Consider the following 26983-nt stretch of genomic DNA (forward strand, 5'->3'; position numbering starts at 1 on the left):
GGAAGGAAACATGAGCGATTACAGGATAGAGACAAAATGTATCCAGTCCGGATACACACCGAAGAACGGGGAACCCAGGGTTCTTCCCATTTACCAGAGCACAACATTCAAATACGAGACAAGCGAGCAGATGGGACGGCTTTTTGATCTGGAGGAGTCAGGCTATTTCTACACACGCCTCCAGAACCCGACAAACGATGCCGTGGCGGCCAAGATCTGTGACCTGGAGGGCGGATATGCCGGTATGCTGACCTCCTCCGGACAGGCGGCTAACTTCTATGCGGTCATGAACATTGCCCAGGAGGGAGACCATATCGTGTGCGCCTCCGCTCTCTACGGCGGTACATACAATCTGTACGCCCACACCATCAAGAAGATGGGCGTGGACGCCACCTTCGTGGATCCGGACTGCAGCGAGGAGGAGCTGAACGCGGCGTTCCGCGACAACACAAAGGCGGTCTTTGGAGAGACTATTGCCAATCCGGCCCTTGTTGTCCTTGATATCGAGAAGTTCGCAAAGGCGGCCCACGCCCACGGGGTGCCGCTGATTGTGGACAACACCTTTGCCACCCCCATCAACTGCCGGCCCTTTGAGTGGGGAGCCGACATTGTGACTCACTCCACTACCAAGTATATGGACGGACATGCCTCCTGTGTGGGCGGGGCTATCATTGACAGCGGCAATTTTGACTGGGAAGCCCATGCGGAGAAATTCCCGGGACTTACCACCCCTGATGAGACATACCACGGCATCGTGTACACCCAGAAATTCGGAAAGGGCGCCTACATCACAAAGGCCACCGCTCAGCTTATGCGGGACCTGGGATCCATTCAGGCTCCCCAGAACGCGTTCCTTCTGAACATTGGGCTGGAGACGCTGCACCTGCGGATGCCCAGACACTGCGAGAACGCCCTGAAGGTGGCCCGCTACCTGAAGGGACATGAGAAGGTGGACTGGGTGCACTGCCCGTCTCTGGAGGGAGATTCCTACTATGAGCTGGCACAGAAATATATGCCGAAGGGCACCTGCGGCGTCATCACCTTTGGCCTGAAGGGCGGAAGAGCCGCGGCGGAGAAGATGATGGATCACCTGAAGCTGGCGGCCATTGTGACCCACGTGGCAGACGCCAGGACCTGCGTCCTTCACCCGGCCAGCCACACACACCGCCAGATGAACGACCAGGAGCTGCGTGAGGCCGGCGTACAGCCTGAGCTGATCCGGTTCAGCGTGGGAATTGAGAACGCGGAGGATATCATCGCGGACATCGAGCAGGCTCTCGCTCAGATTTAATGCATAAAAAGACAGAGGCACTTCCATACTAACACTATGGAGGTGCTTTTTTATGGAGATGAAAAGACAGGAAGGCGAACCGGAGAAGAGCCAGGAAGAGAAGCAGGAGGAGATCAGGGAGATGGGGACCATGGACCTGGAGGAGGGCGGCGGCCGGGAGGGCACTCCCCACAGGATCAAGCTCATCACCATCATTGGGGAGATCGAGGGCCACGAGGCAGTGTCAGGCAGTACAAAGGCCACGAAATACGAACATCTGCTGCCCATGCTGGCGGAGATTGAGGACAGTCCGGCCATCGACGGGCTCCTCATCCTTCTGAATACTCTGGGAGGGGACGTGGAGGCAGGGCTCTCCATCGCGGAGGTGATCGCCTCCCTAAGTAAGCCCACAGTCTCCCTCGTACTGGGAGGCAGCCACTCTATCGGGGGGCCCCTGGCTGTGGCGGCGGACTACTCCTTTATCGTGCCCAGCGGCACCATGATCATCCACCCGGTGAGGTCAAACGGCATGTTCATCGGCGTCATGCAGAGCTTCCGGAATATGGAGAGAACCCAGGATCGGATCACCGGATTTCTGGCCAGGCACTCCCACATGAGCCAGGAGAGGATCGAGGAGCTGATGCTCAACTCCACCCAGCTGGTGAAGGATGTGGGGACCCTCCTGGAGGGAGAGGAGGCTGTGAGGGAAGGGCTTATCGACCAGGTAGGAGGACTCTCTGACGCTCTTGGGAAGCTGCACGAGATGATCGACGCGCGGCGCATTGGCGGACAAAGCCAACATACACCGGCTGGCATAAAACGCTGACAAAAACCATGAAAATAGCTGATGACAGTTTTTTTTGAAAATGGTATACTAATATTGTATATGCTTATATAGTCGGCCGCCTGAAAGAGCGGCCCGGCTTTTTCTGCTGCTGACGTGCGCAAGGGAGTTAGCGTCAGCAGGGTTTACAGGTAAGAAACAATAAGGGGGAAATAAAATGGCATCTAGGTCAGGGACCGGAAGAAGAAAAAAGAAGACGGGGAGAAAGAAGACAGGCGCCCAGCAGAGCTTTGTGGCAGATGAGATCACCATCTGGCTGACGCTGGCGGTGAGCATTCTTCTCCTCCTCAGCGCTTTCGGGCTCGGGGGAGCGGCCGGAAGCGCTGTGTCAGCTCTCCTGTCAGATCTCTTCGGCTACAGTACATATCTCGTCCCGTTCCTGCTTTTCGGGGCGGTGACCTTTCTCATATCCAACAGAGGAAACAGAGCGGCCTATGTGAAGACGGGGGCGGCCCTCCTGCTGTTTGTCCTCATCACCACCTTCCTGGAGCTCCTTCTGGAGGAGGGGGGACTGCTGGGAGGAGCGGTGACAGGCATCCTCGTCCCATCTATAGGAACTGCGGGTACCTACGTGGTGGTGGTGATTTTGATGATCATATGCGCGGTTATCATCACCGGTAAATCGGCAATCAAGGGCGTCAGGGAGAGAGGCGGCCAGGCCTACGGAAGGGCCAGGGAGGACGCGGCCAGGCGCAGGGAGCTGGCTGAGACAAGAAGGCTCATCCGCCAGCAGGAGGCGAAGAAGGAGCTGGAGGAGGCAAAGAAGGAAGCCCAGGCTCTGGAGAAAGAGGAAAAGGCCAGAGGCCGGCGCAAGGACCGGCATGTCTCCGGCGTCTCCTTCGACACCACTCTGGGCGAAAAAGGAAAGTCTCCCGAGGTGAAGGAGCTCACCTCCCCCGATATGGAGGAGCTCTTCGCGCCCCAGGAGGAGCCATCCTTTGTCATCAACCGTGCCCAGGCTTTGGAGGAGCCGGAAGCGGAGGAGGCGCAGCAGCCGGAGCGAATTGAGGAGGAGCTCCCCGGTGAGCCGGCCGGGGATGAGAAGAAATCCCGCAGGGCCACAAAGATGGGAGCCGAGGCTGTGGCCATGGAGGCAGCCCAGGTGGAGCAGATGGCCGCCCAGACGGACGCGGCCCCGAAGAAGGAGTACAGGACCCCTCCGCTCTCCCTTCTGACAAAGGGAAAGAAGGCGGGCGGAGACTCCGATGCCCACCTGCGGGAGACGGCCAGAAAGCTGCAGGAGACGCTCCACAATTTCGGTGTCAACGTGACCATCACCAATGTCAGCTGCGGCCCTGCGGTGACCCGGTATGAGCTGCAGCCTGAGCAGGGTGTGAAGGTCAGCAAGATCGTGGGACTGACAGACGATATCAAGCTGAACCTGGCGGCGGCGGACATCCGTATCGAAGCCCCCATCCCCGGGAAGGCGGCAGTGGGAATCGAGGTGCCCAACAAGGAGAACGCGGTGGTCCACCTGCGGGATCTGCTGGAGTCGGGAGAGTTTAAAAACAGCTCCTCGGCCATCGCCTTTGCGGCGGGCCGGGACATCGCCGGCAAGCCGGTGGTGGCGGACATCGCCAAGATGCCCCACCTTCTGGTAGCGGGCGCCACCGGCTCGGGAAAATCTGTCTGCATTAACACCATGATCATCAGCATCCTCTACAAGGCATCGCCGGAGGATGTGAAGCTCATCATGATCGACCCCAAGGTGGTGGAGCTGAGCGTCTACAACGGAATTCCCCACCTCATGATCCCGGTGGTGACAGACCCGAAGAAAGCGGCCGGAGCCCTGAACTGGGCGGTGTCGGAGATGATGAAGCGGTACGAGCTCTTCGCCAAATACAATGTCAGGGACATCAAGGGCTTTAACGAGAAGACCGAGAGCATGACTCCCGAGGAGAGGGAGGGAAAGCCCGGGAAAATGCCCCAGATCGTCATCATCGTGGACGAGCTGGCGGATCTGATGATGGTGGCTCCCGGCGAGGTGGAGGAGGCCATCTGCCGTCTGGCACAGCTTGCCAGGGCGGCGGGCATCCACCTGGTAGTGGCCACCCAGAGGCCCTCCGTGAACGTCATCACAGGTCTCATCAAGGCGAACATGCCATCCAGGATCGCCTTTTCCGTCACCTCGGGCGTGGACTCGCGGACCATCATCGACATGAACGGGGCGGAGAAGCTGCTGGGAAAGGGAGATATGCTCTTTTACCCTTCCGGCTATCAGAAGCCGGCCCGCGTCCAGGGAGCCTTTGTCTCGGACAAGGAGGTTCAGGCTGTGGTGGAATACCTGAAGAAGCAAAACGGCGAGGCCTCCTACAGCGAGGAGATCGTCAGCGAGGTCAACTCCACCGCCTCCGGGCTGGGAAGCGGCTCTGCCGGTGAGTCTTCCGGCGACAGCGGCGGACGGGACGCCTACTTTGCCGAGGCCGGCAAATTCATCATAGAGAAGGAGAAGGCCTCTATCGGCATGCTGCAGCGCATGTTCCGGATCGGCTTCAACCGGGCGGCCCGGATCATGGACCAGCTCTGCGAGGCCGGGGTGGTGGGCCCCGAGGAGGGGACAAAGCCCAGGAAGGTGCTGATGTCTATGGAGGAATTTGAAAAATACCTGGAAGAAAATATGTGAGAGAAGACGCGGGAGCGTCTTTGAAAATAAAAATACAAAAGGAAAGGAATGGATAAGTATGAAATCAGATATTCAGATCGCGCAGGAAGCAGAAATGATGCACATCAGGGACGTGGCAGCCTCTGCCGGCATCCCGGAGGAGGACCTGGAATTCTACGGAAAGTACAAGGCAAAGCTCTCCGATGAGCTCTGGGAGAAGATCAGGGACAGGAAGGATGGAAAGCTGGTCCTTGTGACAGCCATCAACCCCACCCCCGCAGGAGAGGGAAAGACGACCACCACGGTGGGGCTCGGTCAGGCCATGGCCAAGCTGGGGCAGAAGGCGATCATCGCCCTCAGAGAGCCCTCTCTTGGACCCTGCTTCGGTATCAAGGGCGGCGCTGCCGGCGGAGGCTATGCCCAGGTGGTACCCATGGAGGATCTGAACCTGCATTTCACAGGGGATTTCCATGCCATCACCTCCGCAAACAACCTCCTGGCCGCACTTCTGGACAATCACATCCAGCAGGGAAATGAGCTGGGCATCGACCCGAGGCAGGTTGTCTGGAAGCGCTGCCTGGACATGAACGACAGGAGCCTTCGGAATATTGTCATCGGACTGGGAAGAAAGGCCGACGGCATGGTCAGGGAGGATCACTTTGTCATCACCGTTGCCTCCGAGATCATGGCTATCCTCTGCCTGGCGGACGATATGAAGGACCTGAAGGAGAGACTGGGCAGGATCATTGTGGCCTACAATTTCAAAGGGGAGCCTGTGACTGCGGATGATCTCCACGCCACAGGAGCCATGGCGGCTCTTCTCAAGGACGCCATCAAGCCAAATCTCATCCAGACACTGGAGCACACACCGGCTCTGGTCCACGGCGGCCCCTTTGCCAACATCGCCCACGGCTGTAACAGCGTGCGGGCCACAAGGATGGCTCTGAAGCTGAGCGATATCACGATCACAGAGGCGGGCTTTGGAGCGGATCTGGGAGCTGAGAAATTCATGGATATCAAGTGCCGCATGGCAGGATTTAAACCGGATGCAGTAGTTTTGGTTGCAACTGTCCGCGCTTTGAAGTATAATGGAGGAGTTGCGAAGGATCAGCTCTCCGAGGAGAACCTGGACGCCCTCGCAAAAGGAATTGTAAATCTTGAAAAACATATAGAAAATGTACAGAAATATGATGTACCTGTCGTTGTGACGCTCAACTCCTTTGTCACAGACACAGAGGCGGAGATTGCCTATGTCCGCAGCTTCTGCGAGGAGAGGGGATGCGAGTTCGCCCTGTCAGAGGTATGGGAGAAAGGCGGAGAGGGCGGCATTGCCCTGGCTGAGAAGGTTCTGGAGACTCTGGAGAACAAAGAGAGCCATTTCCATCCGTTGTATGAGGACAACCTCTGCCTGAAGGCAAAGATTGAGACTATCTCAAAGGAAATTTACGGCGCGAGAGGCGTGGTCTACGAGCCGGCAGCGGAAAAGCAGCTGGCCAAGATCGAGGGCATGGGCTTTGGAAGCTTCCCTGTCTGTATGGCGAAGAACCAGTACTCTCTGTCCGACGACGCCACAAGGCTGGGCCGGCCGGAGAATTTCGACATCCATATCCGGGAGGTCTATGTCAATGCGGGCGCCGGGTTCGTGGTGGCTCTCACAGGAGCGGTTATGACCATGCCGGGACTTCCGAAGGTACCTGCCGCGAACGGAATCGACGTATCGGAGGACGGGCACATCACAGGACTGTTTTAAGGAGAGATAGAAAATGCCCCAGAGGGAAAGCGGCATAATAATAGGGGGTATCGGGCGATGAGATGCACAAACTGTGGAAGCGAGATACCAGAAGGCCAGTTATACTGTAAAAGGTGCGGAAAGGAAGTCCGCATTGTGCCGGATTACAATCCTCTCGACGATGTGCTGGCGGCACAGGTAAAGGGAGGAATAGACGGAGGCGACAGGCCTCTGGATGATTATGACTATGAGAAATCCTACACTTCGGATCTGCGCAGGGGAGAAGGGCAGAGAGCGGAGCGAAGGAGAAGGGACGAGACCCGGACCATGCGCGGTACATCCGCCGCGGGAGGCAGGACCTCCCGCACCTCCGGTACCGGGCGTGTTTCCCGCAGCACCGGAACCGGACGGGTTTCCCGAAATACCGGGAACGGCGGAAAGAGGGGCGGCACTTCCCGCATGACGGGGACTGTGGACCCGGAGCGCCGCCGCAAAATGGCTGAGAAAAAGCGGGAGAAGAAAAAGAAGCTGAGAAGGAGGATCATCCTCGGATTTATTATCCTGATCGCGGCGGTGGCCGCTGCGGTCTTTTTCCTGTACCGCAATTCCTATGCAGGACAGATCGGGCAGGGAAATCGGGCCTTTTCCGAGGGAAACTATGACCAGGCTGCGGGCTATTTTAACAATGCCATCGGGAAGGCGCCGAAGAGAGGGGAGGCCTACACGGCCCTCGCCAAGGTGTATCTGGCAAAGGATGACCAGGACAGTGCAGAACAGATGTTTCTGGATGCTCTGGAGTCCTACCCGGATGAGGTGCCCATCTATGAGGCCTGTATTGCGTTCTATATAGATACAGAGCAGCCCCAGGAGGTATCTGTGATCCTGGAGGACGCCCCCGATGATGTCCGCTCTGAGCTGAGCAAGTACGTGTCAGAGGGGCCCAGCTTCAGCCTGGATGACAGCGAGGTCTTTGACGATGTGCAGCAGCTGTCACTGGAGTCTGACGGGGAGGCTATCTACTACACTACGGACGGAAGCGAGCCGGACACCTCCAGCCAGAAGTACACTGACCCCATCCAGATCGAGGAGGGGACGACCACAGTATCAGCGATCTCCGTGAATGAGGCCGGTATACCCAGCCTCCCTGTGACGAAGGAGTACACGGTGGAGTTCCCTGTGGAGGACGCGCCGGCAGTGACTCCCTCCACAGGTCAGTATGAGCAGCCTACGCAGATCGTGATCCAGGTGCCGGACGGCTATACGGCCTACTATACGATGGATAAGAGCGATCCCACGGAGGCCTCTACTAAGTATACAGGCCCCATCGACATGCCGGAGGGCAACACCATCTTCAAGGCGGTGCTGGTCAACGGGAAGGGCAGGCTGACAGGAGTCACCACAAGAAACTACGAGCTGGTGCTGAACTAGATAGGACGGCGGCGAAGGCGGTAAGAAGCCGGAGCCGCCGTCTTTTTGCGCCCTTTGCCCGGCCTGTCCGGCAGTATTTGTCAAAAACAGGCGAAACTGCATAAGATAAGGTGACGAGACAAAAAGTGAGCTGATCATATGAGCATGAACGGCATTGACATCAGCAACCACCAGGCAGGCATCGATCTTGCGCGGGTTCCCTTTGACTTTGTGATCTGCAAGGCCACAGAGGGAACCGGATTTGTGGACAGATACTGCGATGGTTTTATCCGGACCGCGGCAGGTCTGGGAAGAAAGACGGGGGTGTACCATTACGCCACAGGGCAAAGCTCCGGGAAGGCGGAGGCAGAATACTTTTACGCGAATATCAAGGGATATGTAGGCACCTCCCTTTTGGCTCTGGACTGGGAGGGCGGCGCTGTGGAACAGGGCCCGGCCTACGCGCTGGCTTTTCTGGACCGCCTAAGAGAGCTGACAGGAGTAAAGGCTCTGATCTACATGAGCAAGAGTGTGTGCAGGGCCTACGACTGGAGCGGCGTCGCCGCCGGTGACTACGGGCTGTGGTGTGCCCAGTACGCGGACAGCAGTCCCACCGGCTACCAGGCGTCTCCCTGGACCGATGACGGCGGCACGGGCGCCTTCCCCGGGATGGCCATTTACCAGTACAGCTCCACCGGGCGGCTTGACGGCTACGACGGCAATCTGGATCTAAACATCGCCTATATGGACGGGGCGGCCTGGGATCGGTATGCCAATCCGGGCGGCGGGGCGGATGAGCCCTCCGTCCCTGTGACGGCGCCTCCCGCAGCCCCGGAGAAGCTGGCAGTGGACGGTTCCTTTGGCCCGGCTACGGTCAGGCGGACGCAGGCCTACTTTGGAACGGTGGTGGACGGGATTGTCAGCTACCAGCCGGAGTCCAACCGGAAGTACCTCTACTCGGCCTATGCCGGCTGCTGGCAGTTCCTGAAGACCGGGTATGGCCCCGGTTCAGATATGGTCCGGGCCATGCAGAGAAGGTTCGGCGCGGCGGTGGACGGATGGGCCGGCCGGGATACGGTGCTCCACATGCAGGCTTTCCTTGGCGTTGCCCAGGACGGCAGCATGGGGCCAAAGACGGTATCCGCCTGGCAGTCCTGGATCAACTCCCACTAAAGACGCGGGACCGGTCGGCGGGGAAAATCCCCCGCCGACCGGTCCTGATCAAGAAGGTATCCATCCATAAAAGGAAAAGGATTGCCAATAAAATAAAAAAGAAATGAGTTGACATATAAAGAATACCGTGATATACTTTACCTACAATTCAGCCGGAAGTTCATTCCGGCGACCTATAAATTTCGATCAGGCAGTGCACTGCCGCGTCTTCTGTGCGTGATCATGCGGCGAATATCCCAGGGCAGAGACAGGACAGAGAGGGGCATCCCCGAAAAAGAAAATGTTAAAACTTTATTGACATTTGAGGGCAACTATAATACTATATTGTACATAGGAGCGAACATCCGTTCGTGCTTGATAAGGAGAAAGAGATTATGGCAAGTGAAGATAAGAAGAAGGCATTGGATGCCGCGATTGCAAAACTGGAAAAGGATTTTGGAAAAGGCACCGTCATGAAGCTGGGAGATCCCAAGGCCCATGTCCATGTGGAGACCATTCCCACAGGCTCCTTAAGCCTGGATCTGGCGCTGGGGCTGGGCGGCGTGCCAAGAGGCCGCGTGGTGGAGGTCTACGGACCGGAGTCCAGCGGTAAGACGACGGTGGCCCTGCACATGATCGCCGAGGTGCAGAAGCGGGGAGGTATTGCAGGCTTTATCGACGCCGAGCATGCCCTTGACCCGGTGTACGCAAAGAATATCGGCGTGGATATCGATGAGCTCTACATATCCCAGCCGGACAGCGGTGACCAGGCGCTGGAGATCGCGGAGACGATGGTCCGCTCCGGAGCTATGGATATCATTGTCATCGACTCCGTGGCGGCTCTTGTGCCCAGACAGGAGATTGAGGGCGACATGGGAGACAGCCATGTGGGACTGCAGGCAAGACTCATGTCCCAGGCCCTGAGAAAGCTGACCCCTGTCATCAGCAAGTCCAACTGCGTTGTGATCTTTATCAACCAGCTCCGCGAGAAGGTGGGCGTCATGTTCGGCAATCCGGAGACAACCACCGGCGGGCGGGCGCTGAAGTTCTACGCTTCCGTGCGGATGGACGTGAGAAGGACGGAGACCCTGAAGCAGGGCGGAGAGATCGTTGGAAACCATGTGCGTGTGAAGATCGTGAAGAACAAGATTGCTCCTCCTTTCAAGGAGGCGGAGTTCGACATCATGTTCGGAAAGGGTATTTCCCGTGAGGGAGATATACTGGATCTGGCCACCGGCATCAACCTTGTCAACAAGAGCGGCGCCTGGTATGCCTACAACGGCGACAAGATCGGACAGGGAAGAGAGAACGCCAAGAGCTATCTAGCAGAGCACCCTGAGGTGATGGAGGAGCTGGAGGCCAAGGTGAGAGCCTACTACCACATTGACGGAAGCGAGGAAGAGACGCAGGAGAACGCTGAGGCAGAGGAATAGAAGATGACAGTCACACAGATAGAAGCCATGTTTGGGTCCAGGTCCAGATACAGAGTGTACCTTGACGGACAGCCCGCCTTTGTTCTGTACAGGGGCGAGCTGTCCCGCTATCATATCAGGGAGGGACAGCCCCTGGGGGAGAAGGAGTACAGTGAGATCCGGGAGCTGCTCATAAAGCGCGCCAGAGTACGGGCTATGAAGCTGCTGGAGATATCCGACCGGTCCGAGGAGGCGCTGCGCAGGAAGCTCTCTGAGGGCGGGTATCCGCAGAGCATTGTGGAGAATGCGATGGACTATGTGAAGTCTTTCGGCTACCTGGACGACAGGCGCCTGGCGGAGAACATTGTGGACAGCCGCAAAGGGCAGAAGAGCAGGGCGGAGCTGCAGGCCTATCTTCTTCGGAAAGGGCTTTCCCGCGAGCAGGCGGAGGAGGCTCTGGAAAAATCTTACACCCGGGAGGACGCACAGGAGGCGATCCGCCGTCTGGCAGAGAAAAAACACTTTGATCCGGAGCGTGCCACACTCCAGGAAAAGCAGAAGTTATGCGCCTATTTTCTGCGGAAAGGATACCGCTATGAGGACGTCCGTCAAGTGATACAAGTTTCCGACTGGAATACTTGACATCTTTGTGAAAACAGTATAAAATTTAACTGTTGTATTTGTACAATGAAAATTTAATAAGGAGGTGCTCCTGTGCCGAATGTTATAATCATTGCTGTGGCTGTGGTTCTCGTGATAGCAGCAGCGGTTATCAGTCATTTCGTGACAGTCTCCAATCTGAAGAAGAATGCCGAGTCAAAGATTGGAAGTGCGGAGACAAAGGCCCGCGAGATCATTGATGATGCGGTGAAGACAGCGGAGGCCAAGAAAAAGGAATCCCTCTTGGAAATTAAGGAAGAATCTATCAGAACAAAGAATGAGCTCGAGAAAGAAACAAAAGAGAGAAGAGCAGAGTTACAGCGTTATGAAAAGAGAGTCCTCTCCAAGGAGGAAGCTTTGGACAAACGGTCCGATGCTATGGAAAAGCGGGAAGCAGGGTTTACAGCAAAGGAAGAGCAGCTTAAGGCTCGTGAAGCGAAAGTGGATGAGCTGAGCAGACAAAGAGTACAGGAACTAGAAAGAATCTCAGGACTAACCTCCGAACAGGCAAAAGAATATCTGTTAAAAACTGTTGAAGAAGATGTTAAACATGACACTGCAAAAATGATCAAGGAGATGGAAGCGCAGGCCAAGGAAGAGGCGGACAAGAAGGCAAAGGAATATGTTGTCACCGCCATTCAGAGATGCGCTGCTGATCATGTGGCAGAAACTACGATTTCAGTCGTTCAGCTTCCAAGTGATGAGATGAAGGGACGGATCATCGGACGTGAAGGAAGAAACATCCGTACGCTGGAAACTCTCACAGGAGTAGAGCTGATCATCGACGATACACCCGAAGCGGTTGTATTATCAGGGTTTGATCCCATCAGGCGTGAAGTCGCAAGGATCGCTCTGGAGAAGCTGATCGTGGACGGTCGTATCCATCCGGCAAGAATTGAGGAGATGGTGGAAAAGGCCCAGAAAGAAGTAGAGGCAGTGATCCGTGAGGAAGGAGAGGCAGCGGCACTCGAGGTCGGCGTGCATGGAATTCATCCGGAACTGATACGACTTCTGGGAAGAATGAAATTCCGGACCAGCTATGGTCAGAATGCGCTGAAGCACTCAATTGAGGTGGCACAGCTGTCGGGACTTCTCGCAGGGGAGATCGGACTGGATGTCCGTCTTGCGAAGCGGGCAGGCCTTTTACATGATATCGGCAAATCCATCGACCACGATGTGGAAGGATCACATATCCAGATTGGTGTTGAATTGTGCAGAAAGTACAAGGAGTCACCGACCGTCATCAATGCAGTGGAAGCACATCACGGCGATGTTGAGCCAGAGTCTCTGATCGCATGTATCGTTCAGGCGGCAGACACGATCTCCGCTGCAAGACCGGGCGCGAGAAGAGAGACGATTGAGACATACACAAACAGATTAAAACAATTAGAAGATATCAGCAACCAGTTCAAGGGTGTTGAAAAATCTTTTGCTATTCAGGCAGGTAGAGAGATTCGTATTATGGTAGTTCCAGAGCAAGTATCTGACGCAGATATGGTATTACTGGCCAGAGATATTTCCAAGCAGATTGAATATGAGCTGGAATATCCGGGGCAGATAAAGGTAAATGTTATCAGGGAATCCAGGGTAACAGACTACGCCAAATAAATGTAAACCGAAAGCAGAAGACCAGCCGTAACAGGCTGGTCTTTTATATTGAAAAGAAAGGGAAGAAAACATGAGCAATGAGATCAAGAGGATAGACAGAAAGCTGGCATATGAGGGAGCTGTGATCAATGTCTACCAGGATACAGTCCAGTTCCCGGACGGACACACGGCAAAATGGGATTATATCCATCACGACGGAGCTGCGGCGGTGATACCGGTGCTCCCGGACGGCAGGATCCTGATGGTAAAGCAGTACAGAAACGCGCTGGACAGATTTACATTGGAAATACCCGCAGGTAAGCTGGATGACCCGAAGGAGGAGGGGATTGCCTGTGCGTCCCGTGAGCTGGAGGAGGAGACGGGCTACCGCTGTGAGCATCTGGAGCCTCTTCTTGTCCTCAGAACCACAGTCGCATTCTGCAATGAGAGGATAGAGGTGTTTGCGGCCAGGGACCTGATCCCCTCCCATCAGCATCTGGATGAGGATGAATATATCGACCTGCAGGCCTGTACCCTGGCGGAATTGAAGGAGAAGATCTTCAGCGGGGAGATTCAGGACTCCAAGACCGTGGCGGCCATCCTGGCCTACGCGGTAAAATACGGCAAGGAGTAAAGGGAAGGGGAAAAGAGTAAGGACAGAGGGCATATTTCCTCTTGGCCGGCATATAATGAAGTATCTTTGCGGCGGGAGGAAGAGTGGATATGCGCAGTTATGGGAAAATATTCCTGGCCCTGTGCCTGGCGGGCTTTGTAGGAGGAATTCTGTACGCCAACACAGGGGCCCGGGATCATATACTGGCGGCGGGCATTTTCAGCGATTATTTTCTGGAGCAGTACACCCAGGCGGAGATCCAGACGCAGGACTATTTCTGGTACATCCTGTCGGTCCGCGCCGGACTGCTGGGGGTTATCGCCCTGATGGGGCAGATGAAGAAGCTCCGCAGATGGATCGTGGCTGCTGTGCTCGTCTGGACAGGCTTCCTGGGCGGACTCTTTTTTACCGCCGCTGTGATCAAGCTGGGACCTGTGGGGATCCTGTTCTGTCTGGCTGCTATTATCCCTCAGGCGCTTTTCTATATCGCCGGGTACGGAATCGTCCTCTGGTATTTCTATTCTTTCCCCAGGGCATCGTGGAATTCGGCCAAAACAGTGGGTACTATTCTGACGATTGGAGTTGGAATTATATCGGAAAGTTATTTAAATCCAATTTTTCTGAAAATATTTCTAAAAACAATTTGATTTTTTCGTTATTTCTTCGTATAATTTAGAGTATACGATGGGAGATAAAGAGTATGGAAAAAATAGTGTTAGAGTATGTAGAGTATTTAAAAGAAGTGAAGGGGATTTCTCTGAACACAGAGATGGCGTACAGGCGTGATCTTATGAAGCTCGTGCGTTATCTGGACTCTCAGGGAATTCATGAAGTGGCGCAGATCACGGCGACAAACCTCAACTCCTATATGCTTCACATGGAGAAACAGAAGCTGACCAATACGACTATATCCAGAAATGTGGCTTCAATCAAGGGATTTTTTAACTATCTCTTCAAAAAGAAATATATCAAAGAGGATGTGTCAGAGGGGCTGACCAGTCCAAAGATCGAGCGCAGGGAGCCGAAGAGCGCCTCCAAGGAGGATGTGGAGAAGGTTCTTGCCATTCCAAATGGAAAGACGCCAAAGCTGCTCCGGGACAAGGCTATGATCGAGCTTTTGTATTCCACAGGAATCATGGTGGAGGAGCTTGTAAGTCTCAAGATACAGGATGTCAATCTGGAGATGGGCTATCTGCAATGCCATTTTCCAGGTAATCAGAACGCGTACCCGATCGACAAGCAGGCGCTGAAAGCTATGAAGGCGTATCTGAAGAACGGACGGGAGCCGCTGCTCAAGGGACATGGATCGGACGTGCTTTTCCCGAATATCAGCGGCAGAAAGATGAGCAGACAGGGCTTTTGGAAGATCCTGAAGGGCTATGCCGCCAAGGCAGGCATCGAGGGGACCATCACTCCCAGCATGCTGCGCCATTCCTGATGTAAAAAGAAAAGTCAGAATAACAGTAAGAGAGGCCGACAGTTTTGAGGACTGTCGGCCTTGTTGCATTTCTTAAAAAAAAATCTCCAAATTCTGTGAAAGTTATTGCATGTGCACAGAAAGAGAGCTATAATATTGATAAATAATTAACAAGGTCGGCTTTGCCCGATCAATATCACAAAAAGGAGATGCAGCAGCAATGAGCAGATTTTGTTTACCAAGAGACATTTATCATGGAAAGGGAAGCCTGGAGGAGCTGAAAAACCTGAAGGGCAAAAAGGCGATCCTTGTAGTGGGCGGCGGCTCCATGAAGCGCCAGGGATTTCTGGACAAGGCAGTCAATTATCTGAAGGAGGCCGGCATGGAGGTGCAGACGTTTGAGGGCGTGGAGCCTGATCCGTCTGTTGAGACTGTCATGAGAGGCGCTGAGGCCATGAGAGCCTTTGAGCCAGACTGGATCGTTGCCATGGGCGGAGGCTCACCTATCGACGCTGCCAAGGCAATGTGGGCTTTCTACGAGTATCCGGATACAACCTTCGAGGATCTGTGCATCCCCTTTAATTTCCCGGAGCTGAGACAGAAAGCGAAATTTGCGGCGATCCCCTCCACATCGGGAACAGCTACAGAGGTTACAGCATTTTCCGTTATCACAAACTATCAGACCGGCGTAAAATATCCGCTTGCTGACTTTAACATCACACCGGACATCGCCATTGTCGACCCGGATCTCGTAGCCGGGCTTCCTGTAAAACAGGTTGCCTATACAGGAATGGACGCGCTGACACACGCCATTGAGGCCTATGTGTCCACGCTTCACGGACCATTTACAGATCCTCTTGCCCTGCAGGCCATTGAGATGGTGCTGGACTATCTGCCTGCATCTTACAACTGCAACATGGAGGCGAGAGAGCAGATGCACTATGCGCAGTGCCTGGCCGGAATGGCATTTTCCAACGCTCTCCTGGGCATTGTCCACTCCATGGCACACAAGACAGGCGCCGCCTTCTCAACAGGACATATTCCCCACGGCTGCGCAAACGCCATCTATCTGCCCTACGTAATCAAATACAATGCGAAGGATGAGACGGCGGCCAAGAGGTATGCGGAGATCGCCCGCAGAATGGGACTTCCGGGAACATCAGAGAAGGCGCTCATCAACAGCCTCTGCGAGAAGATTGATGAGTTCAACGTGAGACTGAACATCCCGAAGACGCTGAAGGACTTCGGTATCAACGAGGATGAGTTTAAGGAGAAGGTTGCGAAGATTGCGGAGCTGGCAGTGGGAGACGCGTGCACAGGCTCCAACCCGCGTGCCATCGACCCGGCTACAATGGAGAAGCTTCTCACCTGTACATACTATGGAACAGAGGTTGATTTCTAAAAAATCTTACAGCGGATCGCAGGATCAAGCGGACGGGCGCCCATTAAAAGGCGCCTGTCTCATTTCAGATTATTAAAACAAATTAAAACAAATTCAGTGATAAATTATTGCTATTTCTCTATGTTTGGATTATTATAAAATAAGTTTGATGATTAGGAGGATGCAAGATGTATAAGATACGGAAAGCTGAAAAACTGGCTGATAAGATCTATCTTATGGATGTGGAAGCACCGCGTGTCGCAAGGCACTGTGAGCCAGGGCAGTTTGTGATAGTGAAGTTGGACGAAAAGGGAGAGCGAATTCCTCTGACGATCTGTGACTATGACAGGGAGGAAGGAACTATCACCATCGTGTTCCAGACAGTTGGCGCGTCTACAGAGAAGTTTGCAGCCCTGAAGGCGGGAGATGCGTTCCAGGATTTCACAGGACCTCTCGGATGTCCCTCAGAGCTGGTCCATGAAGATATAGAGAGCCTGAAGCAGAAAAAGATCCTCTTTGTGGGAGGCGGCGTTGGATCCGCTCCTGTTTATCCCCAGGTAAAATGGCTGAAGGAGCACGGTGTTGACGCGGATGTCATCATCGGCGCCAAGACAAAGGATATGCTCATCCTGGAGGATGAGATGAGAGCTGTGGCCGGAAACTACTACCCCTGTACAGACGATGGTACATACGGCCATGCGGGTATGGTTACGACCATGGTCGAGGAGCTGGTAAACGAGGGAAAGAAATATGACCTGTGCGTGGCCATCGGACCGGTGATCATGATGAAGTTTACCTGTCTGCTCACAAAGAAGCTGGGCATCCCGACTGTTGTCAGCATGAACCCTATCATGGTGGACGGAACCGGCATGTGCGGCGCCTGTCGTCTCCACGTGGGCGACGAGATCAAGTTTGCCTGTGTGGACGGACCGGAATTTGACGGACATCTTGTGAATTTTGATGAGGCGATGAAGAGACAGCAGATGTACAAGACCCAGGAGGGCCGGGCTCTGCTGAAATTACAGGAAGGCGATACCCATCATGGCGGATGCGGCAACTGTGGAGGTGACGAATAATGGCAGATATGTTAAAGAGAGTTCCTGTCAGAGAGCAGGATCCAAAGGTAAGAGCGACAAACTTTGACGAGGTTTGCTATGGATATAACAAGGAAGAGGCAATGGAGGAGGCATCCCGCTGCCTGAACTGCAAGAACGCAAAATGTATCCAGGGATGTCCGGTGTCTATCAATATCCCGGGATTTATCGCAAAGGTGAAGGACGGGGATATCGAGGGGGCCTACAAGGTGATCGGAGAGTCCTCCGCCCTGCCGGCCATCTGCGGGCGGGTATGTCCCCAGGAGTCCCAGTGTGAGTGCAAATGTATCAGGGGTATCAAAGGTGAGCCTGTATCCATCGGAAAGCTGGAGCGCTTTGTCGCTGATTACGCCCTTGAAAATGATATCAAGCCCCAGAAAGCGGAGAAGATGAACGGCCACAAGGTGGCTGTCATCGGTTCCGGCCCGTCAGGTCTTACCTGCGCCGGCGACCTTGCCAAGCTGGGCTACGATGTGACTGTGTTTGAGGCCCTCCACGAGCTGGGCGGCGTGCTTGTATACGGTATCCCTGAATTCCGTCTTCCCAAGGAGAAGGTGGTAAAGAAGGAGATTGAGAAGGTCAAGGAGCTGGGCGTGAAGTTTGAGACTAACGTTGTGATCGGCAAGTCCACTACCATTGACCAGCTCATGGAGGAGGAAGACTTTGAGGCTGTGTTTATCGGCTCAGGAGCCGGACTTCCTATGTTCATGGGCATCCCGGGAGAGACGGCCAACGGCGTCTTCTCTGCCAACGAGTATCTGACAAGAAGCAACCTGATGAAGGCCTTTGACGACTCTTACGACACTCCTATTGCCGCAGGTAAGAAGGTGGCGGTTGTAGGCGGCGGAAACGTGGCCATGGATGCGGCCAGAACAGCACTGCGGCTCGGCGCTGACGTGCACATCGTATACCGCCGGAGCGAGGCAGAGCTTCCCGCCAGAGTGGAAGAGGTTCACCACGCAAAGGAAGAGGGCGTTGTGTTCAACCTGCTGACCAACCCGAAGGAGATCCTTGTGGATGAGAACGGATGGGTGAAGGGCATGAAGGTGATCAAGATGGAGCTTGGAGAGCCGGACGCCTCCGGAAGACGCCGTCCTATCGAGATCCCGGGCTCCGAGTATGAGATCGAGCTGGATACAGTGATCATGGCTCTTGGCACGACACCGAATCCGCTGATCGCTTCCACCACAAAGGGGCTGGAGACAAACAGGAGAAAATGTATCGTGGCTGAAGAGGAGAACGGCCAGACATCAAAGGCCTGCGTATTTGCCGGCGGAGATGCGGTCACAGGAGCTGCCACGGTCATCCTCGCCATGGGCGCAGGAAAGGCAGGAGCCAAGGGTATCCACGAGCTGCTGTCACAGAAATAGACTGAAAAGTGAACTGATCGGGAGAGGAATTCGGGTTAGCCCGGCCCTCTCCCTTTTTTTGTTTTATTTTGTGTGGGTGAACAGGAGGAGACAGAATAGGTGAAGATCACAGTGATCACAGTGGGAAAGATAAAGGAAAAGTATCTGAAGGATGCCATCGCCGAGTACAGCAAGCGGCTTGGCCGCTACTGCAGGCTGGAGATCATAGAGGTGGCGGATGAGAAGACGCCGGACCAGGCCAGCGAGGCGGCAGAGGAAAGTATCCGCGCAAAAGAGGGAGAGCGTATCATGAAGCATATAAGAGAAGACATGTACGTGATCACTCTTGAGATTGCGGGAAAAATGCTCTCCTCCGAGGAGCTGGCGGACAAGATCAATGCCCTTGGGCTGTCCGGCAAGAGCAGCATTGCCTTTGTCATCGGCGGTTCCATAGGGCTTGCCAGAGAGGTGATGGCAAGGTCGGACTTTGCCCTCAGCTTTTCGAAGATGACCTTTCCCCACCAACTCATGCGGGTCATCCTGCTGGAGCAGGTGTACAGGAGCTACAGGATTATCAATGGGGAGCCATATCATAAGTAAGTGCGGTTTTTCGTATTTGGTTGTAATATGGTATGGGTGGTGAGCTTTCAGAGCGATGATTGGAATTTGGGGGTGTGCAGAGAATGTTTGAAGGATTTGATTTTACAAACTTTTGGGAAGACAGTGAGTACGCGCTGAAAGAATATGTCAGCGAATTGCCGTCTGATGAACTGATCGCCAGCGTTGAGCAGGAATTGGGCTACAAGCTGCCAGTTTCTTATATTTGGCTGATGAAGCAACATAACGGAGGTATTCCTGTCAACACCTGTTTCCCTACTGATGAGCCTACCAGCTGGGCAGATGACCATGTAGCTATCACAGGAATTTTCGGTATTGGAAGAGAGAAAACATATTCGTTATGTGGGGAGTTTGGGAGTCAGTTTATGATTGAAGAATGGGAGTACCCTGCTATCGGAGTGGCTATTTGTGACTGCCCCAGTGCCGGACATGATATGATTTTTCTGGATTATCGGGAGTGCGGTCCAGACGGGGAACCCAAAGTAGTGCATGTGGACCAGGAGTGGGACTACAAAATCACTCCTTTGGCAGATAGCTTCGAGAAATTTATCCTTGGCCTTGTAAACGAAGAGGATTTTGAGTTAGAAGATTAACCACTATTGAAGATTAGATATGGACGTGAGAATAAATATATTAACAGCAGATATGTTATACAGGAAAAGGGGATTTGAAGGAAAGACCCTGCGAATGGGATGGTCCGGGAATGTCAAACTTGACAACCAATAAAATCTTCGATTAGTTATATGCCAACAGCTGCGTATGAATTGGCCTATGCCGGAGGAGCATATCAGGAGAGACGCATCACAGGAAGGGACGCTGTAATATGAAGGTTACAGGAACAAAATGCTACGTACAGATTGAAGATGATGCCGGGAATATCGCAAGATTTGACGGGGAAGTCTGCTTTGGAGAATTTTGCGCACTGGCTGACTCGATCGAATGGGTCCGGCACAGCGGTGAGGCGACAGAGCAGGACAGGATTGACCTGAGTTATCAGGCGACACGATATGGAAAAGACACTGGCACAAAAATACTCTTTTTCAGCTCTGATGGCCAGGTGATGTTTGAAGACGAGCTTGGACTGAAAACGGAGGTATACTGTTCCAAAACGTATCTGGTCATCGTGGCCGTGGTGGTCGTGTCCCTGCTTTTTCCTGCTCTGCTCATAGCTGTGCTGGATGTTGCAAGTCTGAGATTTACCACAGGTTTCGGTATTGTGACTGTTCTCCTCGCCAGCCCATTCCTTGCCTGGGCGCTTCAGATATGGAGGTTCCGGATTACAGCCGAGGGGGCTGTCGTAACGGTCAGGCCTGCGGCAGGAAGAACCTGGCAGTTTTCTGCGTCCGATATAACCAGGGTTGTCCGAAAGGTTAAGATGGATTCCGGCTGGGAGATGATACAAAAGGTTAGGTTTTACACAAAAGATAAGCGTGTGTCGCTAAATCAGACCATGACAGGTATTGAGGACATGGACGCATATCTTCTGCGGCATGTTGACGCGAAAAAAATTACTACAAAGAAATGAGTGAGCTCTATGTGGATGGACAGGAAAACTTCGTATCTGTAGAGGCAGACAGAGATTTGAAGATATTTTACAAGCCCTCCGGCCATGCCCTGTGCTACAATAGAAGGGCTGAATAAAATGCAAGATCCTGAACAGGGGTTAATGGGAGGCGGGCTATGAGAAAAGAGACAAAGACTGCGGTGTACGATGAGGAGCTGGGACTGGAAGCCTACCGTTTTAAGGGCATAGCCCAGCCCTTTCCCAACCATTTCCATGAGTACTATGTGATCGGCTTTGTGGAGGAGGGGGAGCGCCGCCTGTCCTGCAGGAACCGGGAGTACATGATCCGCAGGGGCGATGTGGTCCTGTTCAATCCGGGCGACAGCCATGCCTGTGTTCAGGTGGACGGAGGAGCCCTGGACTACAGGGGATTTAACATCTCAAAGGAGACTATGCTGGATCTGATGGGGGAAGTGACAGGCAGGCGGAGTCTTCCGGGATTTTCAGAAACCGTGCTCCGCGACGAGGAGATCTCCTGTTATCTGCGCCCTCTCCACGGGCTTGTCATGGAGGGCTCCCGCGAATTTGGAAAGGAAGAAAATCTTCTCCTTGTGCTGTCTTTGCTCCTGGGGCGATGCGGACAGCCCTTTGAGGAATGTGTCCCGGAGTGCCGGGAAGAGATCGAGAGGGCCTGTGCGTTCATGGAGAGACATTATGGGGAGCGCATCTGTCTGGACCAGATATGCCGCCAGGCAGGGCTGAGCAAGTCCACGCTGCTGAGGGCATTTGTCAGGGCAAAGGGAGTCACGCCCTACTGTTATCTTGAAAATATCCGCATTGGCGCGGCGAAGAAGCTGCTGGAGAAGGGAGTGCCTCCGGCAGAGGCAGCCCTGCGGACAGGATTTTCCGACCAGAGCCATTTTACAAATTATTTCAGCCGGTTTATCGGCTTTACGCCCGGTGCCTACCGGGATATTTTTTTGAAAAAGAACAGAACGGAGGACAGACAGCATGGAAAATAAAGCATCAAGAGGGCACCTGGCGGCTCTGCTCACAATTTTGATCTGGGGGACTACCTTTATCTCCACAAAGGTATTGCTGGTGGATTTCCAGCCTGTAGAAATCCTCTTTTTCCGATTTGTCCTGGGACTTCTGGCCCTCCTGATCGTCTGCCCCCGCCGGATGACAGGGACGACGCTCAGACAGGAGATCGTATTTGGCGCCGCAGGACTGTGCGGCGTATGTCTGTACTACCTGATGGAAAACATTGCGCTGACCTATACAATGGCTTCCAATGTGGGGGTCATCATTTCCGCGGCTCCGTTTTTTACGGCCATTTTGTCCCATCTGCTCCTGAAGAAGGAGGAGAAGCTGGGGGCTGCTTTCTTTGTGGGATTTCTCATCGCGATGGCAGGGATTGCATTGATCAGCTTCAACGGCTCTGCCCTGCAGCTCAATCCGACAGGGGATCTGCTGGCCCTGCTGGCCGCCTTTTTGTGGGCCTGCTATTCCATTCTCACGCGCAGGATTAGCGGATACGGATACAATACGATCCTGACAACGAGAAGGATCTTTTTCTACGGCATCCTGTTCATGGTTCCGGCCTTGTTCCTGTTTGATTTCAGGCTGGAGCTGGATCGGTTTGCGAACCCTGTCTATCTTTGGAACATCCTCTTTCTGGGATTAGGGGCATCCGCGCTCTGCTTTGTCACGTGGAATTTCGCGGTCAGGCTGCTGGGCGCGGTCAAGACCAGCGTTTACATTTATCTGGTTCCCGTCATTACCGTGGCGGCTTCAGTAGTGATCCTGCGGGAGCCCTTTACGTGGATGACCGGAGCAGGGACAGTCCTCACTCTGGCTGGGCTTTTGCTCTCGGAAGGTAAATGGGGCGGCGGGAGAAATATTATTCGTAAATCCCATTGACTGTCACAGTGAACACAGCTTCCTTTCCATTCAGCTCATCCACTCCATAGTCCTCCGGGAAGGTGACAGTGACGTCCACTGTGTCGCCGGGGTGGGCGCCAATGAGCTGATCCTCAAAGCCGTCGATGTAGGAGCCGGAGCCTATCTCCAGATCCGCGCCGGAGCCATTTGTGCTGCCTCCCTCAAACTCCACGCCGTCCACCGTTCCCACATAGTCGATGTTGACAGTGTCTCCGCTCTCCACAGTGAGAGAGGTGTCAGTTGAGTAGGAGGGGCTGTCCGTATCGCTGCTGCCGGTATCTGACGCATCTGCGGCGGATGTGTCTTCCGCAGCCGTGTCGGCAGAGGAGTTGTCCCCGGATGAGGACCGGGAGGAGAGAGCGATAGCTGTAATGAGAATGATGACGGCAAGGCAGGGAATGGCAATGATGAGGAGTTTTTTGAGCTTCCGTATGCGCTCTTTTTTCCGGCGCTCCCGGGCTCTCCGCTGCTGTGCCATTTTTCGGTTTTCTTTTTTCATAGTGTGATCTTACCTCGTTTCATTAAAATATCCTTTTTTATTTTACAGAGAAAATATGGTGAAACTGTGATTTTTACAGAGAAATAAAAAAATCTGCACAAAACAGAGGGCTCAGGGCTTGTACAGACAGGCCGGCTGTGCTATGATGTGGAGAGCAAAACAAGGGAGGTGGCTTGATGTCGGCTATTCGCTAACAAAAGGAACAACGGATTTTGTCTCATCTTCAGCATTGAGATGGGTTTATTTGTTGTATCTGTCTGCGGATAGTAACATCAGGCTGGCTTTTTATTGAAAGGCAGTTCTATTTCCTGCGGGATTTTTCTGCGAAATTTTTGTGTGGATTTTTCAGAGCCTGATACAGCAGGGCAGACAGACGGATAACCCGGATCAATGGGTTGTCCTTTTTTTATTCTGAAGAGGACCTGTCCGGTTTGTTCCGAGCATAAAAGGGTGCAAATCGACGACTTGGAGGAGAAAGATCATGAAAGAAGAAACAAAGTATATCTGTCCCAGCTGTGGCTGGACATCAAACCTGGACGAAAAAGAGAGCTGGCCGGACCACTGCCCCAACTGCCTGTCCGGCATACATGAGACGGACGAAGAGGGATGCGAGTGCGGGGGCATGCTGGAGCCGGTAGGCATCTGGGTGAGAGAGAGCGATGCCTGGGAGATCGTGGAGCGGTGCAGACTCTGCGGGGAGATGACTGCTGTGGAGATGTCAGACAGGGACAATCTCATCAAGGTCATGTCCATCGCGTCAAAGCCCCTGTCCTCCCCTCCCTTCCCCATTGAGAGAATGGAGGAGCTGACAAGGATCATGGGAGGTCAGGGAGAGGAGGAAGGAAAAATGAACAGAGAAAATAAAAAGCGCAAATATGACAAGAAGTATTTCAGGACACATCCCTGTATGGATCCCTTTACGTGCAAGGTGTGCGGATGGCCGGTGGTGCCGGCGGGAGCAGGGAGCGGCCACAGGAACCACTGCCCCAACTGCCTGTACAGTCTGCATCTGGACCAGGAGCCGGGGGACAGGGCGTCGGACTGTCACGGACGCATGGAGCCCATCGGCGTGTGGGTGAGAAAGAACGGGGAGTGGGCCATCCTGCACCGGTGTCAGCGGTGCGGCAAGATCGGTTCAAACCGCATTGCGGCGGACGACAATCCTATGAAGCTCATGGCCCTGGCCATGCGCCCCTTTGGGAGCAGCGCCATCTCCAGGGAGGAGATCCGGGACATGACAGCCTCCATGGAGGGATAGGCGGAGGAGCGCAGGTGAAGGATCTGAGAAAGCAGGAACTGGGAAGGAGAACTGAGAAAGAGATATTGTCTATCCTCTGGATTGAGGGTATAATAAAAAAGATAAAATGAAAGGAGGCCGGGAATGTACGAGACCTGTATTTTTGACCTGTACGGCACGCTTGTGGACATACACACGGACGAAGAAAAGGAGGAGCTGTGGGAGAGACTGGCTCTGTTTTACGCCTTTTACGGCGCAGCCTACACGCCGGGGGAGCTTAGAGCGGCCTACCGGCGGCTGACAGAGGAGCAAAGCGCCGGCAAGAGAGGAGTCAGGAGGGACGCCCATGAGGCGTTTCCGGAGATACAGATCGAGGACGTCTTCCGGTCGCTTTTCCTGGAGGAGGGGGCAGAGGCGGACGAGCCTCTGGTGCGGCACGCGGGTCAGTTTTTCCGCATCCTCTCCATAGACTATCTGAGGCTCTACGAGGGGACGAAGGAGATGCTCCAGGCCCTGCGGGAGAAGGGGAAAAAGCTTTACCTTTTGTCCAATGCCCAGAAAATATTCACAGAGTATGAGATGAACGCTCTGGGGATCACTCCGTATTTTGACGGCATTTTCATCTCCTCGGAGCAGGGCTGCAAGAAGCCGGACCTGGCCTTTTACGAGTCCCTCCTCACAGCCTTTGCCATTCCCAGGAAGACGGCGGTCATGACGGGAAATGACGGGCTGTGCGACATCGAGGGAGCGAAGAGGGCCGGGCTTGCCACGGTCTACGTGCGGACAGAGATTTCGCCAGAGGAGCCATTCCCCGCGGCGGATCACGTCCTGGAGAGGATGGACATGAAAAAGCTCAGGGATATCCTCCTTGGATAGAAGAGATACCAGAAAAAAAGAACAGAAGAGGAAAATGACATGAAAGAAAAATGGATGAGCAGCGTTATGGCCGGTGTGTTTATTTCCATGGGAGCCATGACCTATCTCGCAATCCCCAACACATTGGTGGGAAGCCTGTTTTTTGCGGTGGGAATTCTCCTTGTGCTCAACCTCCACAACATGCTTGTGACAAGGGTGTGCCCGCTGATGGTGTATGACAGAAGATATCACTGGAGCGATGTAGCGGTGGCCTGGGCGGGCAACGGCATAGGGACGCTGATCGCGGCGGCCGCTGTGCAGGGTACAAGATTTAAGGAGACGATCCGGGAGCCTCTGGCCAGGATCGGTGAGACGAAGCTTCAGGACGCTCCTTTGAGCCTCTTTATCCTGGCTGTGTTCTGCGGGTTCTTTGTGGCCTTTGCAGTGCTTATCGGCGCCAGGTATGAAAACGGCTCCTTTGCCCAGATCTTCTATGTGTGGCTCTTTATCACCGCCTTTGTGTTCTGCGGGTTTGAGCATATCGTGGCGGATATGTTTTACCTGTCCTGCTGCTGGCTCCAGTTCGGGATCAGCGCGCTGGAGGCTTTGAAGGTGCTGGCCTTTGTCTCGGCGGGCAATCTGGCCGGGGGCATGTTCATCGCCTGGGCTGTGCGCAGTCTGGATCAAAAGAAGAGCGCTACCGGTGCAGAGGGTAAATGAGCAGATAGCATAAGCGAACAGAAGCTATGGAAAACACAAAAAGTACAAATAGAAACGGAGGAAACAAAGCATGGACAAAGTGATTTTAGGGAAGACCGGGATCGAGGTCAACAAGAACGGATTTGGGGCCCTGCCCATCCAGCGCATCACGAAGAAGGAGGCTGTCTATCTCCTGCAGAAGGCATTTTACAACGGGATCAACTATTTTGATACCGCCAGGGCCTACTCGGACAGCGAGGAGAAGCTGGGCGCTGCCTTTGAGTACACAAGGGACAAAATCGTCATCAGCACGAAGACTGCTGCCCAGACGGCAGAGGATATGTGGAAGGATCTGGAGGAGAGCCTTACAAAGCTGAAGACAGACTACATAGACATCTACCAGTTCCACAACCCGGCCTTCTGCCCGAAGCCGGGAGATGAGTCCGGTCTCTACGATGCGGCTCTGGAGGCAAAAAAGCAGGGAAAGATCCGCCACATCGGCATCACAAACCACAGGATCGCTGTGGCGAAGGAGGCGATCCAGTCCGGTCTCTATGAGACATTGCAGTTCCCCTTCTCCTATCTGGCGTCAGATACAGACCTGGAGATCGTAGAGGAGTGTAAGGCGGCGGATATGGGATTTATCGCTATGAAAGGGCTGGCAGGGGGACTGATCCACAATTCAGCCTGCGCCTACGCCTTTATGGCCCAGCCGCAGTTCGCCCACGTGGCTCCTATCTGGGGCGTGCAGAGGGAGTCGGAGCTGGATGAATTTCTCTCCTATCAGGTCTGTCCGCCTGCGCTTGACGGGAACCTCCTCGCAGAGATCGAGAAGGACAAGAAGCAGCTCTCCGGTGATTTCTGCAGAGGCTGCGGCTACTGCATGCCCTGTCCCGCAGGCATTGAGATCAACAACTGTGCCAGGATGAGCCTGATGCTCCGCCGGGCGCCCCAGGAGGGATGGCTCTCCAAGGAGTGGCAGGAGAAGATGAAGAAGATTGAAAATTGTCTCCACTGCGGCCATTGCATGAGCAAATGTCCCTACGGCCTGAATACGCCGGATCTGCTGGCAAAGAATTACGAGGACTACAAGACCTTTCTGAAATAAAG

Annotated in this window: 23 protein-coding genes and 2 pseudogenes; 24 read left to right on the plus strand and 1 reads right to left on the minus strand. The window is 54.1% G+C overall.

Annotated features, from left to right (window positions below):
* The first annotated feature begins 10 nt into the window (after positions 1-10).
* From NI21_RS0103435 to NI21_RS0103530, 20 genes are all read left to right on the plus strand, one after another.
* Positions 11-1291 (plus strand): O-acetylhomoserine aminocarboxypropyltransferase/cysteine synthase family protein, encoded by a 1281-nt coding sequence (locus tag NI21_RS0103435; RefSeq protein WP_033124853.1) that lies wholly within the window; start codon positions 11-13, stop codon positions 1289-1291.
* 52 nt (positions 1292-1343) lie between these two features.
* Positions 1344-2096 carry a ClpP family protease gene (locus NI21_RS0103440; RefSeq protein WP_242842804.1) on the plus strand — a complete coding sequence of 251 codons (753 nt, stop codon included), beginning with the start codon at positions 1344-1346 and terminating at the stop codon, positions 2094-2096.
* Positions 2097-2271: 175 nt separating this feature from the next.
* Positions 2272-4737 carry a DNA translocase FtsK gene (locus NI21_RS0103445; RefSeq protein WP_033124854.1) on the plus strand — a complete coding sequence of 822 codons (2466 nt, stop codon included), beginning with the start codon at positions 2272-2274 and terminating at the stop codon, positions 4735-4737.
* A gap of 58 nt (positions 4738-4795) precedes the next feature.
* Positions 4796-6466, plus strand: a complete 1671-nt coding sequence (locus NI21_RS0103450) for a formate--tetrahydrofolate ligase (RefSeq protein ID WP_033124925.1) — start codon at positions 4796-4798, stop codon at positions 6464-6466.
* 57 nt (positions 6467-6523) lie between these two features.
* Positions 6524-7873, plus strand: a complete 1350-nt coding sequence (locus NI21_RS0103455) for a chitobiase/beta-hexosaminidase C-terminal domain-containing protein (RefSeq protein WP_033124855.1) — start codon at positions 6524-6526, stop codon at positions 7871-7873.
* A gap of 138 nt (positions 7874-8011) precedes the next feature.
* Positions 8012-9025 carry a GH25 family lysozyme gene (locus NI21_RS15985; protein ID WP_052083877.1) on the plus strand — a complete coding sequence of 338 codons (1014 nt, stop codon included), beginning with the start codon at positions 8012-8014 and terminating at the stop codon, positions 9023-9025.
* A gap of 374 nt (positions 9026-9399) precedes the next feature.
* Positions 9400-10437: a recombinase RecA gene (recA, locus tag NI21_RS0103465; RefSeq protein WP_033124856.1), complete on the plus strand. Its 1038-nt coding sequence runs from the start codon at positions 9400-9402 to the stop codon at positions 10435-10437.
* 3 nt (positions 10438-10440) lie between these two features.
* On the plus strand, positions 10441-11058 hold the full coding sequence (locus NI21_RS0103470; RefSeq protein ID WP_033124857.1) for a regulatory protein RecX: 618 nt from the start codon (positions 10441-10443) through the stop codon (positions 11056-11058).
* Positions 11059-11130: 72 nt separating this feature from the next.
* On the plus strand, positions 11131-12684 hold the full coding sequence (gene rny / locus NI21_RS0103475) for a ribonuclease Y (RefSeq protein WP_033124858.1): 1554 nt from the start codon (positions 11131-11133) through the stop codon (positions 12682-12684).
* 70 nt (positions 12685-12754) lie between these two features.
* Positions 12755-13297 (plus strand): NUDIX domain-containing protein, encoded by a 543-nt coding sequence (locus tag NI21_RS0103480; protein WP_033124859.1) that lies wholly within the window; start codon positions 12755-12757, stop codon positions 13295-13297.
* Positions 13298-13386: 89 nt separating this feature from the next.
* Entirely contained in the window at positions 13387-13923 is a 537-nt protein-coding gene (locus tag NI21_RS0103485) for a hypothetical protein (RefSeq protein ID WP_033124860.1), read from the plus strand.
* A 53-nt stretch (positions 13924-13976) separates the two neighbouring features.
* On the plus strand, positions 13977-14714 hold the full coding sequence (locus tag NI21_RS0103490) for a tyrosine-type recombinase/integrase (protein WP_033124927.1): 738 nt from the start codon (positions 13977-13979) through the stop codon (positions 14712-14714).
* A gap of 199 nt (positions 14715-14913) precedes the next feature.
* The gene (locus NI21_RS0103495; protein WP_033124861.1) at positions 14914-16095 is read left to right on the plus strand and encodes an iron-containing alcohol dehydrogenase; all 1182 of its coding nucleotides are present in this window, start codon (positions 14914-14916) and stop codon (positions 16093-16095) included.
* A gap of 167 nt (positions 16096-16262) precedes the next feature.
* Positions 16263-17150 (plus strand): sulfide/dihydroorotate dehydrogenase-like FAD/NAD-binding protein, encoded by an 888-nt coding sequence (locus NI21_RS0103500; RefSeq protein WP_033124862.1) that lies wholly within the window; start codon positions 16263-16265, stop codon positions 17148-17150.
* Complete coding sequence (gltA, locus tag NI21_RS0103505; RefSeq protein ID WP_033124863.1) at positions 17150-18538, plus strand: NADPH-dependent glutamate synthase; 1389 nt, start codon at positions 17150-17152, stop codon at positions 18536-18538. Before NI21_RS0103500 ends, gltA begins: the two co-directional genes overlap by 1 nt.
* A gap of 99 nt (positions 18539-18637) precedes the next feature.
* Entirely contained in the window at positions 18638-19117 is a 480-nt protein-coding gene (gene rlmH / locus NI21_RS0103510; RefSeq protein ID WP_033124864.1) for a 23S rRNA (pseudouridine(1915)-N(3))-methyltransferase RlmH, read from the plus strand.
* An 83-nt stretch (positions 19118-19200) separates the two neighbouring features.
* Positions 19201-19728 carry an SMI1/KNR4 family protein gene (locus NI21_RS0103515; protein ID WP_347562474.1) on the plus strand — a complete coding sequence of 176 codons (528 nt, stop codon included), beginning with the start codon at positions 19201-19203 and terminating at the stop codon, positions 19726-19728.
* Between the two features lie 230 nt (positions 19729-19958).
* On the plus strand, positions 19959-20660 hold the full coding sequence (locus tag NI21_RS0103520; RefSeq protein ID WP_033124866.1) for a hypothetical protein: 702 nt from the start codon (positions 19959-19961) through the stop codon (positions 20658-20660).
* A 155-nt stretch (positions 20661-20815) separates the two neighbouring features.
* Entirely contained in the window at positions 20816-21661 is an 846-nt protein-coding gene (locus tag NI21_RS0103525; RefSeq protein ID WP_033124867.1) for an AraC family transcriptional regulator, read from the plus strand.
* The gene (locus NI21_RS0103530) at positions 21651-22562 is read left to right on the plus strand and encodes a DMT family transporter (RefSeq protein ID WP_033124868.1); all 912 of its coding nucleotides are present in this window, start codon (positions 21651-21653) and stop codon (positions 22560-22562) included. The genes NI21_RS0103525 and NI21_RS0103530 overlap by 11 nt, the downstream gene beginning before the upstream one ends.
* On the opposite strand, the pseudogene NI21_RS16975 reads toward NI21_RS0103530, so the two are convergent.
* Positions 22558-22809, minus strand: a pseudogene (locus NI21_RS16975) (FKBP-type peptidyl-prolyl cis-trans isomerase); the annotation flags it as partial. The gene NI21_RS0103530 and the pseudogene NI21_RS16975 sit on opposite strands and share 5 nt — an antisense overlap.
* A 754-nt stretch (positions 22810-23563) precedes the next feature.
* Here NI21_RS16975 and NI21_RS17215 point away from each other — a divergent pair.
* The 4 genes and pseudogenes from NI21_RS17215 (at position 23564) to NI21_RS0103555 (ending at position 26981) form a co-directional block, all read left to right on the plus strand.
* Positions 23564-24340 (plus strand): RNHCP domain-containing protein, encoded by a 777-nt coding sequence (locus NI21_RS17215; protein WP_081957956.1) that lies wholly within the window; start codon positions 23564-23566, stop codon positions 24338-24340.
* Between the two features lie 123 nt (positions 24341-24463).
* Positions 24464-25195, plus strand: coding sequence for an HAD family hydrolase (locus tag NI21_RS0103545; RefSeq protein WP_033124870.1), 732 nt, complete (start codon positions 24464-24466; stop codon positions 25193-25195).
* 36 nt (positions 25196-25231) lie between these two features.
* Positions 25232-25894: pseudogene (locus NI21_RS0103550) on the plus strand (formate/nitrite transporter family protein); the annotation flags it as partial.
* Positions 25895-25964: 70 nt separating this feature from the next.
* A complete protein-coding gene (locus NI21_RS0103555; RefSeq protein WP_033124872.1) occupies positions 25965-26981 on the plus strand; it encodes an aldo/keto reductase in 1017 nt (338 codons plus the stop codon).
* The last annotated feature ends 2 nt before the right edge of the window (positions 26982-26983 follow it).

Origin of the sequence: Eubacterium sp. ER2 (assembly GCF_000765215.1) — a bacterium.
GTDB lineage: Bacteria > Bacillota > Clostridia > Lachnospirales > Lachnospiraceae > Claveliimonas > Claveliimonas intestinigallinarum.